The following is an 11920-nucleotide window of genomic DNA, read 5'->3' as shown; positions in this document are numbered from 1 at the left end:
TGGGGGGGGGGGGGGGGGCGGGGGGGGGGGGGGGCGGGGGGGGCGGCCGCCGGGGGGGGGGGGGGGGGGGCGGGGCGCGCGCCCCCCCCCCCCCCCCACGCTCCCTATGCTTCGGACCATGACCGACAGCAGCGGGATCGACCCCGAAGACAACAAGATCATCACGTTGGCGCGCAGCGCCCGGGCCCGCAACGGCGTGGCCGAGGGGGCGGCGGTCCGGGACGAGACCGGCCGCACGTACGTCGCCGGGACCGTGGAGCTGGACTCCCTGAAGCTCAGCGCGCTCCAGACGGCCGTCGCGATGGCGGTGGCCAGCGGAGCGCGGTCCCTGGAGGCCGCCGCGGTCGTCAGCGCGGCGGACGCCCCCGCCGACGCCGACCGCGCGGCGGTCCGCGACCTCGGCGGCCCGGACACCCCGGTCCTCCTGGCGGGCCCGGACGGCACGCTCAGGTCCACCACTCCCGCGGGCTGAAGCGCGGGCATCCCGCGGGCATCCCGCCCGCATCACGCCGGCAGCGGGACGGCGGCCGGACGGCGGCGGATGACCATCGCCATCAGCGCCGCCATCGCGCACAGCGCGCCCGAGGCGTACCAGACGAGGTCGTACGAACCGAGGGCGTCGCGGGCCAGGCCGCCCAGGAAGGCCACCAGCGCGGCGCCGACCTGGTGCGAAGCCAGGACCCAGCCGAAGACGATGGCGCTGTCCTCGCCGTAGTGCTCGCGGCACAGCGCCATCGTCGGCGGGACGGTCGCGACCCAGTCCAGGCCGTAGAAGACGATGAAGAACACCATCGGCACGTGCACGGCCGGGGCCAGCAGCATCGGCAGGAAGAGCAGCGAGATCCCGCGCAGGGCGTAGTAGACGACGAGGAGGCGGCGCGCCTCGAAGCGGTCCGTCAGCCAGCCGGAGAACACCGTGCCGATCACGTCGAACAGGCCGATCACGGCCAGCAGGCCGGCCGCCGCCGTCACCGGCATGCCGTGGTCGTGGGCCGACGGCACGAAGTGGGTCTTGACCAGGCCGTTGGTGGAGGCTCCGCAGATCGCGAACGTGCCCGCCAGCAGCCAGAAGGGCCCGGTCCGGGCCGCCTTGAAGAGCACGGACACCGTGCGGCGGGCGGCGCCCCGGACGGGAGCGGGCCTGGGCGCGTAGGTGCCTCCGTAGGGGGCGAGTCCGACGTCCGCCGGGTGGTCGCGCAGGAGCAGCCAGACGAAGGGCACGACGGTCAGGGCCGCCAGCGAGACGGTGACGGCCGCCGGACGCCAGCCGTGGTGCTCCACCAGCCAGGCCAGCAGCGGCAGGAAGATCAGCTGGCCGGAGGCCCCGGCGGCCGTGAGGATGCCGGTGACCAGGCCGCGCCGGGCGACGAACCAGCGGTTGGTCACCGTCGCGGCGAAGGCCAGCGCCATCGAACCGCTGCCCAGGCCGACCAGGACGCCCCAGTACATGATCAGCTGCCAGGAGGCGGTCATCCACACCGTGGCCACCGAGCCGGCGGCTATGACGGTCAGGGCGATCGCGACGACCCTGCGGATGCCGAAACGGTCCATCAGCGCGGCGGCGAAGGGGGCGGTGAGCCCGTACAGCGCGAGGTTCACGGAGACGGCGAGGCCGATCGTGCCGCGCGACCAGGCGAACTCCGCGTGCAACGGCTCGATGAGCAGCCCGGGGAGGGAGGCGAAGGCGGCGGCGCCGATGATCGTCACGAAGCCGACGGCCGCGACGGACCAGGCGCGGTGGACTCGGGGAGGAGCGGCCTCGGGGGCCGGGGAGGGTGCTGTCTGCGTCGTCACGACGACAGCTTCCGGCCGCGGCGGCCCTCTACGACAGTGGCCTGAACGACAGCCTTCGGTACGATCGGGCCATGGACTCCCCGCCGCACCGCGTTGTCGTCCTCGCCCTCGCCGGCCTCCTGCCGTTCGAGCTCGGGATCCCGCACCGGATCTTCGGCCGGGCCAAGGACCCGGCCGGCCGGCCGCTCTACGAGATCCTCACGTGCGGGCTCGCCCCCGGGCCGGTGCCCACGGACGCGGACTTCGCGATCCAGGTCGGGCACGGGCCGGAACTGCTGGCCACGGCCGACACGGTGGTGGTCCCCGCCTCCTACGAGCTGGGCGCGGTCCACTCGGAGGGCCGGCTCACCCCCGAACTCGCCGCCGCGCTCGCGCACATCAGGCCCGGTACGCGGCTGGTCTCCATCTGTACGGGTGGTTACGTGCTGGCCGCCGCGGGGTACCTGGACGGCCGCCGGGCCACCACCCACTGGGCCTCGGCCGCGCACTTCCAGCAGTTGTTCCCGGCCGTACGGGTCGACGCGGACGTGCTCTACACCGACGACGGGGACGTGCTGACCTCGGCCGGCGTCGCCTCGGGCGTCGACCTGTGCCTGCACATCGTGCGCCGCGACCACGGCGCGGCCGTCGCCAACCAGGTGGCCCGGCTCACCGTCGTACCGCCGCACCGCGACGGCGGGCAGGCGCAGTACATCGCGCGCCCGGTGCCGGAGCCGCAGCAGGCCAGTACCGCCGCGGCCCGCGCCTGGGTGCTGGACCGGCTGCACGAGCCGCTGCGGCTGACCGACCTGGCCCGGCAGGAGGCCATGTCCGTGCGGACCTTCACGCGACGGTTCCGGGAGGAGTCGGGGGTCAGCCCCGGCGAGTGGATCGTGGGGCAGCGGGTGGAGCGGGCCCGGACCCTGCTGGAGCAGACCGACCTGCCGATGGAACAGGTGGCGCGGGAGACGGGCTTCGGCGCGGCGCAGTCGCTGCGCAAGCACGTGCAGGCGGCGCTCGGCGTCAGCCCGACGGCCTACCGCAGGACGTTCCGGGAAACCCTGGCGGACCCCCGCCGGGACGCCTGCCGGGACGCCCGCCACGACCCCGGCCGGGACGGCCGCCGTGACGCCCCTCATGACACCCCGCCAGCTTCTGATGGGACATCAGTCGCTGCCGGGTCCGTGCATTGACTTATCCCGCCGCCCGCTCGTGAATGGCCCCCTGTCGGGGTACGGGAACCCAGGGGGCGGGCAGTGCGGAGACCGGCGCGGAGCAGAGGGTGGTCGGCGGCCGCCGGCATGGCGGTGCTGGCGGCCGTGGCCGGGGGCGCGCTGAGCCCACCCGCCGCCGCCGAGGGGCGGACGCCCGCGGGGCAGGTGCCGGGCCGGGTGGAGTTCCCGACGCACTGCCTGGCGCCCCAGGAGGCGGGGCTGCCGCCCGCCGACGGGCCCACCACCGCGCGGATCACCGTGGACGACCGGGCGCCGCGCGTCGGCGACACCGTCACCGTGGCCTATCAGGTGATCGGCACCCCCGCCGTGAACCCGCTCCCCGTCGACCTGCCCGCCGACGTGCTCACCCCGACCGGGCGGGTCGTCCTCGGGGGAGCGCAGAGCGGCGAGGTCACGGTCGTCGGAGCCAGGCGCAATGACCCCGTCAGAGCGGGCGGGCCGCTGCCGGCCGTCACCATGACCGGCACCTTCACCGTCACCGCGCCCGGCGAGATCACCCTCGCCCCGGGCGGCTACACGCTGCACACCAGCCACTTGTTCGACCTCGACACGACGTGCGCGGCCGACGTGCCGGCGGCGCAGGACCCGGCGCGGGACCCGGCCCAGGGGCCGGCCTCGGATCCGATGCCGGACCCGACCGCGCCGGGTCCGACCTCGACTCCGGACCCGACCTCGACTCCGGACCCGACCTCGACTCCGGGTCCGACCGCGACGCCGGGCACGGACCCGGCGGGGACCCCCGGTCCGACGCCCGCCACCCGTCCCGCCCCGGTTCCCGCCCCCGTCTCCGAGCGGATCACGGCGAGCCCGCTGCCCACGGCCAACCTGCGGTCGGTGTGGCTCGGTGCCGCCGCCGGGAAACCGGGTGCCACCGTCCGGGTCACCGGCGCCGGCTTCGTCCCGGGCTCGAGCGTCACCGTGGCCGGCCGCGCCGGCGCGGCCGAGACCACCGACCGGGTGGCGGCGAAGGCCGACGAGCTGGGCGTGATCCTGGCCGAGCTGCCGGTCACGGACGGGGCGACCACGGCGGTCGTGGCGTACGAGGGCGGGGCCTGGACGGCGGCGGGCGGCTCCGGCCCGGCGGCCTACACCGTGATCGAGGCCGCCGCGGTGCCCCCGGGCACGCAGGAGGTGACGGCCGTCGTCGAGCCCGGTGCGCTGGGCATGACCCAGGAGGGCGAGGCGGTCACCCTGGGAGCGGTCCCGTACGGGGACGGCGGCGCGGCGGCCGGCCGGATCGGCACCGTCACGGTCAAGGACGCCCGGGGCGGGCCGGCGGGCTGGTCCCTGATCGGAAAGGTCACCGACTTCACGGGCACCGGCGCGGGCGGGACCGGGGTGCGCATCCCCGGCGCCTCCCTGAGCTGGACCCCGGTGTGCGCGGCGGCCGCCGGGAGCCCGAGCGCGTGTACGCCGGGCAGCGCGGGCACGGTCGGCCCCGACGGCGCGGTCCTCGCCTCCACACCCGACGCCGCGCTCGTGGGGGGCACCTTCACGATCGACGCCGCGGTCACCCTCCAGGTCCCGCCGTACACCCCGCCGGGCGCGTACGCCGCGGTGCTGACGCTGACCCTGTCATGACCGCCGGGGCGCCCGCGGGGGACCGGCCCGCCGTCACGGCGCCGCCGGGGGCGGCGGCGGCCGCCGTGCGCGCCCTGCTGGCGGTGCTGGCCGTGCTGGCGGTGCTGGCCGGGGCGGGAGCGCTGCTGGCCGGCGCGGCAGGGCCGGCCGCGGCCGCCGACAACGGCCAGTGGTCCGTGCTGCCCGCCGCGAACACCCTCGGGCAGCGGCCGTACTTCTACCTCTCCGCGGCCCCCGGCACGACCGTCGCCGACTCCGTCACCGTCACCAACCGGACCGACCGGCCCCGCACCTTCCGCCTCTACGCCGCCGACGCCTACAACACCGCCCGCGACGGCGGCTTCGCCCTCCGCGGCCCCGACGAGCCGCGCACCGCCACCGGAGCCTGGGCCGAGCTCGCGCAGGACCGGATCACCGTCCCCGCCGGCGGCGCGCTCGGCGTGGGCTTCACCCTCACCGTTCCCGGCCGGGCGGAGCCCGGGGACCACCCCGGAGCCATCGTGGCCCTGGAGGACCGGCCGGGCGCCACGGCCGGGCAGGGGATCGGCGTGCAGCAGGCGGTCGCCGCCCGGGTCTACCTGCGGGTCACCGGCCCCACCGCCCCCGCGCTCGCCGTCGAGGACCTCCGGGTCGCCGCCGCGGGCGTCGGCGGCGCGGAGGTCTCGTACACGCTGCGCAACCTCGGCAACGTCACCCTCCGCCCCCGGGCCACCCTCACGGCTTCGGGAACCCTCGGCCGCGCCCTGGGTTCCCGCACCCTCACGGACCTGCCCGCCGAGCTGCTGCCGGGCCAGGCGGTCCGGCTGGGCGCCCGCTGGGAGAACCCTCCGGAGCTGGAGTGGAGCGAGGTCACGGTCGAGGCGGGAGCCGGGGGAACCAGCTCCCGGGCCACCGTCGGCCATGCCGCGCACCCCGCTCTGAACGGCCTCCTGGCGGGCGCCCTCGCGCTCCTGGCGGCAGCCTGGTCGGCGCTGGGAGCCGCATCGGGGAGAATGGCCCGTATGAGCGATCGTTCCCCCGAGACCACCAGCCCGCACCGTGCGGGCTTCGCATGCTTCGTCGGCCGTCCCAACGCGGGGAAGTCGACCCTGACCAACGCGCTCGTGGGTACCAAGGTCGCGATCACCTCCAACAGGCCGCAGACCACCCGCCACACGGTCCGCGGCATCGTGCACCGCCCCGACGCACAGCTCGTCCTGGTCGACACGCCCGGCCTGCACAAGCCGCGCACGCTGCTCGGCGAGCGCCTCAACGACGTCGTGCGCGCGACCTGGTCCGAAGTCGACGTCATCGGCTTCTGCCTGCCCGCCGACCAGAAGCTCGGCCCCGGCGACAAGTTCATCGTCAAGGAGCTCGCGGGGATCAAGAAGACCCCCAAGATCGCCATCATCACCAAGACCGACCTCGTCGAGTCCAAGGTGGTGGGCGAACAGCTCCTCGCCGTTCACCAGCTCGCCGAGGAGCTGGGCTTCGAGTGGGCCGAGATCGTGCCCGTCTCGGCGGTCGGCGACAGCCAGGTCCAGCTGCTGGCGGACCTGATCGCGCCGATGCTGCCGAAGAGCCCGCCGCTGTACCCGGAGGGCGACCTCACCGACGAGCCCGAGATGGTGATGGTCGCGGAGCTGATCCGCGAGGCGGCGCTGGAGGGCGTGCGCGACGAGCTCCCGCACTCCATCGCGGTCGTCGTGGAGGAGATGATCCCCCGGGAGAACCGGCCGGCGGACCGCCCGCTGCTGGACATCCACGCGAACCTCTACATCGAGCGGCCCAGCCAGAAGGGCATCATCATCGGCCCGAAGGGCGCCCGGCTGAAGGAGGTCGGGATGAAGTCGCGCAAGCACATCGAGGCGCTGCTCGGCACCCCGGTCTTCCTCGACCTGCACGTGAAGGTCGCCAAGGACTGGCAGCGCGACCCCAAGCAGCTCCGCAAGCTCGGCTTCTAGGCGGGCCTTCCGGGCGGACCGGCTCCGGGCGGGCCGGCTCCGGGCGGGCCGGCTCTTCGCGGGCCGGCCCTCAAGGGAGCCGCCGCACCTTCACCGCGTTGTCCGTACGGGTCCCGGGCCGGCCGTCAGGCTGGTTCTGGACCCGTACGTGTTCCTCCGCGAGCAGCACCTCCCAGGCGCCGGGCTCGAGCTCCAGCTGGGCGACGACCTCGTCGGGGGTGGGGAAGGCCACCTCCGGGCGGTCCTCCTGCCAGGACGCCCAGCCCGCGTGCCCGACGACGAGCAGGATCCCGCCGGGCGCCACGGCCGCGGCGGCCCGGCGCAGGACCCGCTCGCGGGGGAACGCGCCGAAGGTGTGCAGGAAGCACGCGGAGACCAGGTCGTACTCCCCGGCCGGGAAGGTCTCCGCGAGGTCGTGCCGCTCCCATGCGGTGCGGTCCGCGACCCCGGCCCCGGCGGCCCGGTCCGCGGCCCGGGCCAGGGCGACCCCGGAGATGTCCGTCCCGGTGACCCGCCAGCCCTGCCGTGCGAGCCACACGGCGTCGCCGCCCTCTCCGCAGCCGAGATCGAGGGCCCGCCCGGGTGCGAGCGACGCGGCCTCCCGGGCCAGCACGGCGTTGGCCTCGCCGCTCCAGACCTTCTCGCTCTCGCGGTAACGGGTGTCCCAGTACTCCTCGCCCACGAACCCGGCGGCGGCCTCGGGGGAGTGCTGGTGCTCGTCGTACGCCATGGGGACCTCTTTCCGTTCGGTGCGAACCCCTGCGCCCCGATGCTCCGCCCCCACCCCACCGTCGCCAAGCAACCTTGCCGTTCCGGCAAACCGGGCTCAGGACGCGGCGGGCCGACCCCGGTCCCGGGGCCGCCGCGACCGGCGGGTCACAGCGGGCGCTCGGCGATCAGGGCCGTGCCGGCCCGGCGGAAGCCGAGGCGGCCGTAGAGGCGGGCCACGTCCTCGTCGCCGGCCGAGAGGAAGACCGTGCGGGCCCCGTGGGCCAGGGCGTCCGCGACCAGGGCCGCCGTCACCGCGAGGGCCAGGCCCCGGCGGCGGGCCGAGGGGAGGGTGCCGACGCCGACGATCTCGGTGACGTCGCCGACCGGGTTGTGCTGGCCGGAACACAGCACCGTGCCCTCGCCGACGGCCGCCGCCAGGGCGGTGCGGCCCGACGTGATCATTTCGGCGACCCGGACCCGGCGGCCCTCCGAGGCCGGGTCCCGCTCCGCCACCGCGAGCTCGGCCGGGCCCGCTTCGCCCACCGCCGTGCCCGGTGCGGCGAAGGCGAGCATCGGCACCGTCACGGCGGCCCGGAGCAGGGGATCGGCCGCGTCGAAGACGCGCACCTCCGGGTGCGCGGGCATCCGTACCGCCGCCGAGGTGTCCAGCACCATCAGCGGATGTTCGTGCACCCGGAGCCCGGCCGCCTCTGCCGCCGCGCGCAGGGAGGGGGTGGTTTCGGCCACCCACTCGAACGACTCCGGGACCCGCAGCTCCCGCTGCCGGGCCAGCACCCGTTCCACGTCCGCCACCGAGAGCCCGGCGGGAGCGCCGTCGCCGCCGTCGGCCGCGAGCGCGGGCCGCGCGTAGTACGGCCAGCCCGTGGACTCCTGGACGAACAGGGTCAGCGGGCCGAAGTCCTCGGCCCGCGCCCCGCCTCTGCGGGGGGCGGTGTCGTAGTAGCGCTCCAGCTCGGGCAGCAGGTCGGCGGGGGAGGTGAAGGTCGTGGTCATCGGGTCATCAAAGCAAAGCGGCGGCGTCCGGGCACCCCGTTAAGGGCGCGCGGACACCGCCGTCCGGGAGCCGCTCAGGCGCCCTCCTTCAGGACCCGGGAGATCAGTGACCGCTGCGCCTGTGACAGGTTCGGCTCCTCGCAGGCGACCGTCCGCCCGTCCACCGTGATCCGGTACGAGAACCCGTCCCGGACCCGGTTTATCGGATCGCCCGCGGGAGCGGGCCGCAGAGCCAGCCGGGCCAGGGCCTGCCACTCCGCCGCGTCGGGAAAACCCGAGGTGTCCACCTCGGCCCGCCGCTCGATCCCCGCGAAGCCGCCCGTACGCACCACCTGTATCCGCATACCGCCCTCCTACCCCAGGCCGACGGCCGACCAAGCCTTCTGCAGCGCCTGGTGTTCCGGGCCGCCCTCTCCGTAGCGGGCCACGGCCGCGGCCACCGTCAGCCCGGCGAAGTCGGCGAAGCCGGCGTTCGGGGCCAGTGCCCCGCCGGTCAGGGTGTCGAACCAGATCCGTCCGGCGCGCTCCCAGGCCTTGCCGCCGAGCTCGCTCGCCACGATGTAGAAGGCGTGGTTGGGGATGCCCGAGTTGATGTGCACGCCGCCGTTGTCCCGGGAGGTGCGGACGTAGCCGTCCATCGTCGCCGGCTGCGGGTCCTTGCCGAGCTCGTCGTCCTCGTACGCCGTCCCGGGCGCCTTCATCGACCGCAGGGCCATGCCGCTGTCGACGTGCGGACCGAGCAGGCCGGCGCCGATCAGCCAGTCGGCCTCCTCGGCGGTCTGGTTCAGCGAGTACTGCTTGATGAGGGAGCCGAAGACGTCGGACATGGACTCGTTGAGCGCGCCCGACTGGTCGTGATAGGCGAGGTCGGCGGTGTACTGGGTGACCCCGTGGGTGAGCTCGTGCCCGATGACGTCGACGGAGACGGTGAAGTCGAGGAACAGGTCCCCGTCCCCGTCGCCGAAGACCATCTGGCTGCCGTCCCAGAAGGCGTTGTTGTACAGCCGGTCGTAGTGGACGGTGGCGTTCAGCGGCAGGCCGGCGTCGTCGATGGAATGACGCCCGAAGGCCTTCAGGTACAGCTCGAAGGTGGCGCCGAGCCCGGCGTAGGCGCGGTTGACGCTGGCGTCCTTGGTGGCCTCGGCTCCTTCGCCGCGGACCTTCTTGCCGGGCAGCCGCGTGCGGTGCTGCGCGTCGTAGACGGTGCGTTCGGGCGTCTCGGACACCGTTTCCGCCGCGGGCGGCAGGACGGACAGCTGGCGCCGGACGCGGTGCGAGGCGTCCAGCTCGAGGGTGCGCCGGGCGGCGGCCGCGCGGGCGGGGTCGTCGGACCGGGCGATCTTGTCCAGGAGGTGCGGCGGCACCACGGTGCAGAAGACGGGGTGACGGTGGGAGCGGGTGGCAGTCATGCCCGGCAATGTGGCACTCCGTGACCTAGATGTCACGAGCAGCGACCATGATTCATTCGGTTGTGTGGACCGGCTGTCGCCACAGGGGTGGGATGAAAGAGATGTAGTTCACAAAGGGTACAAAACGGACCTCGGGGTCTTGCATACTGAAACAGGTCCCCGCGTGCGACGCGGCTCGGTTAGGCTCGGCCCATCATGCGTATCGGGCTGCTTCTCCTTAGCTGCCGCGGCGAGGGTCTGTAGTCGTAGGCCGACCCCCTCCCCGCGGAGTTTGGTGTTGCGGTTTTGCGACCGTTGTCGGCCGTCCCAGCGAACTACACGCGGACACGCGAGGAGCCCTACGCCATGAGTCAGCACACTTTTGTCGGTCGCCCCACGCCCATCACGAACGCGACCCACACCCAGCGGCCCTCCGGGATGCCGATCCACAAGTACGGCGCGTACGAGCAGGTGGACATCCCGGACCGGACCTGGCCCGAGGCCCGCGTCACCAAGGCCCCCCGCTGGCTGTCCACGGACCTGCGTGACGGCAACCAGTCGCTGATCGACCCGATGACCCCCGCCCGCAAGCGCGAGATGTTCGACCTGCTGGTGCGCATGGGCTACAAGGAGATCGAGGTCGGCTTCCCCTCGTCCGGCGAGACCGACTTCAACTTCGTGCGCTCCATCATCGAAGAGGGCGCGATCCCGGACGACGTGACGATCTCCGTACTGACCCAGGCCCGCGAGGACCTGATCGAGCGGACCGTGGAGTCCCTGGTCGGCGCCAAGCGCGCCACCGTCCACCTGTACAACGCGACCGCGCCCACCTTCCGCCGGGTCGTCTTCCGCGGCTCCAAGGAGCAGATCAAGCAGATCGCCGTCGACGGCACCCGCCTGGTCATGGAGTACGCCGACAAGCTGCTGGGCCCGGAGACCACCTTCGGCTACCAGTACAGCCCGGAGATCTTCACGGACACCGAGCTGGACTTCGCCCTGGAGGTCTGCGAGGCCGTCTGCGACGTCTGGCAGCCCGGTGAGGGCCGCGAGATCATCCTGAACCTGCCCGCCACCGTGGAGCGCTCGACCCCCTCCACCCACGCGGACCGCTTCGAGTGGATGGCCCGCAACCTGACCCGCCGCGCGCACATCTGCATCTCCGTGCACCCGCACAACGACCGCGGCACCGCCGTGGCGGCCGCCGAACTGGCCCTGATGGCCGGTGCCGACCGCATCGAGGGCTGCCTGTTCGGCCAGGGCGAGCGCACGGGCAACGTGGACCTGATCACCCTGGGCATGAACCTGTTCTCGCAGGGCATCGACCCGCAGATCGACTTCTCGCAGATCGACGAGATCCGTCGCACCAGCGAGTACTGCAACCAGATGGAAGTCCACCCGCGCCACCCCTACGCGGGCGACCTCGTCTACACCGCCTTCTCCGGCTCCCACCAGGACGCCATCAAGAAGGGCTTCGACGCCATGGAGGCCGACGCGGCCGCCCAGGGCAAGACCGTCGACGACATCGAGTGGGCCGTCCCGTACCTGCCGATCGACCCGAAGGACGTCGGCCGCTCCTACGAGGCCGTCATCCGGGTCAACTCGCAGTCCGGCAAGGGCGGCATCGCGTACGTCCTGAAGAACGACCACAAGCTGGACCTGCCGCGCCGCATGCAGATCGAGTTCTCGCGGATCATCCAGGCCAAGACCGACTCCGAGGGCGGCGAGGTCACGCCGAAGGCCATCTGGGACGTCTTCCAGGACGAGTACCTGCCCAACCCCGAGAACCCGTGGGGACGCATCCAGCTGCGCTCCGGCCAGACCACCACCGACAAGGACGGCACCGACACGCTGACCGTCGAGGCGGTCGTGGACGGCGTGGACACCGTGCTGGACGGCAGCGGCAACGGCCCGATCTCGGCCTTCTTCGACGCCCTGGCCGGCATCGGCGTCGACGCCCGCCTGCTGGACTACACCGAGCACACGATGAGCGAGGGCGCCTCCGCCGTCGCCGCCTCGTACATCGAGTGCGCGATCGACGGACGCGTCCTGTGGGGCATCGGCATCGACTCCAACACCACCCGCGCCTCCCTGAAGGCCGTCATCTCCGCCGTCAACCGCGCGGGTCGCTGATCCCCGTCCGGCTGACCGGCCTTCCGCACGCACGCCGCGGGGGCCCCCCCCCCCCCCCCCCGCGGGGGGGGGGGGGGGGGCGGGGCGGGGGGGGCCCGCGCGCCCGCCCGGGCGGGCGGCGGGGGGCGGGCGGGGCGGGGGGCGG

General features: G+C 74.1%; 10 protein-coding genes and 1 pseudogene. 6 read left to right on the top strand and 5 right to left on the bottom strand.

All coding sequences use genetic code 11. The features are described from left to right. Positions 1-118: 118 nt before the first annotated feature. Positions 119-472 carry a cytidine deaminase gene (locus tag ACWF9Z_RS24900; RefSeq protein ID WP_453605330.1) on the top strand — a complete coding sequence of 118 codons (354 nt, stop codon included), beginning with the start codon at positions 119-121 and terminating at the stop codon, positions 470-472. A gap of 32 nt (positions 473-504) precedes the next feature. Here the strand turns inward: ACWF9Z_RS24900 and ACWF9Z_RS24895 are convergent, their stop codons facing one another. Next, positions 505-1794: an MFS transporter gene (locus tag ACWF9Z_RS24895; RefSeq protein WP_453605328.1), complete on the bottom strand. Its 1290-nt coding sequence runs from the start codon at positions 1792-1794 to the stop codon at positions 505-507. 71 nt (positions 1795-1865) lie between these two features. Here ACWF9Z_RS24895 and ACWF9Z_RS24890 point away from each other — a divergent pair, with 71 nt between their 5' ends. From ACWF9Z_RS24890 to era, 4 genes and pseudogenes are all read left to right on the top strand, one after another. Beyond that, the gene (locus tag ACWF9Z_RS24890) at positions 1866-2966 is read left to right on the top strand and encodes a GlxA family transcriptional regulator (RefSeq protein ID WP_453605326.1); all 1101 of its coding nucleotides are present in this window, start codon (positions 1866-1868) and stop codon (positions 2964-2966) included. Positions 2967-3029: 63 nt separating this feature from the next. Next, on the top strand, positions 3030-4589 hold the full coding sequence (locus ACWF9Z_RS24885) for a beta-xylosidase (RefSeq protein WP_453605324.1): 1560 nt from the start codon (positions 3030-3032) through the stop codon (positions 4587-4589). After that, positions 4586-5077, top strand: a pseudogene (locus ACWF9Z_RS24880) (WxL protein peptidoglycan domain-containing protein); the annotation flags it as partial. The gene ACWF9Z_RS24885 and the pseudogene ACWF9Z_RS24880, both read left to right, overlap by 4 nt. Positions 5078-5581: 504 nt before the next feature. Beyond that, entirely contained in the window at positions 5582-6532 is a 951-nt protein-coding gene (gene era / locus ACWF9Z_RS24875) for a GTPase Era (protein WP_453605398.1), read from the top strand. Positions 6533-6602: 70 nt separating this feature from the next. Here era and ACWF9Z_RS24870 read toward each other — a convergent pair whose 3' ends face one another. The 4 genes from ACWF9Z_RS24870 to ACWF9Z_RS24855 all read right to left on the bottom strand — a co-directional run bounded on the left by ACWF9Z_RS24870 (position 6603) and on the right by ACWF9Z_RS24855 (position 9666). Next, entirely contained in the window at positions 6603-7262 is a 660-nt protein-coding gene (locus ACWF9Z_RS24870) for a class I SAM-dependent methyltransferase (protein WP_453605322.1), read from the bottom strand. 146 nt (positions 7263-7408) lie between these two features. After that, positions 7409-8257, bottom strand: coding sequence for a GNAT family N-acetyltransferase (locus ACWF9Z_RS24865; protein WP_453605320.1), 849 nt, complete (start codon positions 8255-8257; stop codon positions 7409-7411). A gap of 74 nt (positions 8258-8331) precedes the next feature. Continuing rightward, positions 8332-8601, bottom strand: coding sequence for a protealysin inhibitor emfourin (locus tag ACWF9Z_RS24860; protein WP_453605319.1), 270 nt, complete (start codon positions 8599-8601; stop codon positions 8332-8334). Between the two features lie 9 nt (positions 8602-8610). Beyond that, positions 8611-9666, bottom strand: a complete 1056-nt coding sequence (locus tag ACWF9Z_RS24855; RefSeq protein ID WP_453605317.1) for a M4 family metallopeptidase — start codon at positions 9664-9666, stop codon at positions 8611-8613. Between the two features lie 345 nt (positions 9667-10011). Here ACWF9Z_RS24855 and leuA point away from each other — a divergent pair, with 345 nt between their 5' ends. Next, positions 10012-11775, top strand: a complete 1764-nt coding sequence (leuA, locus tag ACWF9Z_RS24850) for a 2-isopropylmalate synthase (protein ID WP_453605315.1) — start codon at positions 10012-10014, stop codon at positions 11773-11775. Positions 11776-11920 lie beyond the last annotated feature (145 nt).

This window comes from Streptomyces sp. NPDC054961, assembly GCF_053609145.1.
This window is presented reverse-complemented; position numbering and strand designations above follow the sequence as displayed.

What these genes read in the sequence shown, in the direction of transcription:
- ACWF9Z_RS24900 (WP_453605330.1), top strand. Translation starts at nt 119, where the DNA reads ATGACCGACAGCAGCGGGATCGACCCCGAAGACAACAAGATCATCACG.
- ACWF9Z_RS24890 (WP_453605326.1), top strand. Translation starts at nt 1,866, where the DNA reads ATGGACTCCCCGCCGCACCGCGTTGTCGTCCTCGCCCTCGCCGGCCTC.
- era (WP_453605398.1), top strand. Translation starts at nt 5,582, where the DNA reads ATGGCCCGTATGAGCGATCGTTCCCCCGAGACCACCAGCCCGCACCGT.
- ACWF9Z_RS24870 (WP_453605322.1), bottom strand. Translation starts at nt 7,262, where the DNA reads ATGGCGTACGACGAGCACCAGCACTCCCCCGAGGCCGCCGCCGGGTTC.
- ACWF9Z_RS24865 (WP_453605320.1), bottom strand. Translation starts at nt 8,257, where the DNA reads ATGACCACGACCTTCACCTCCCCCGCCGACCTGCTGCCCGAGCTGGAG.
- ACWF9Z_RS24860 (WP_453605319.1), bottom strand. Translation starts at nt 8,601, where the DNA reads ATGCGGATACAGGTGGTGCGTACGGGCGGCTTCGCGGGGATCGAGCGG.
- ACWF9Z_RS24855 (WP_453605317.1), bottom strand. Translation starts at nt 9,666, where the DNA reads ATGACTGCCACCCGCTCCCACCGTCACCCCGTCTTCTGCACCGTGGTG.
- leuA (WP_453605315.1), top strand. Translation starts at nt 10,012, where the DNA reads ATGAGTCAGCACACTTTTGTCGGTCGCCCCACGCCCATCACGAACGCG.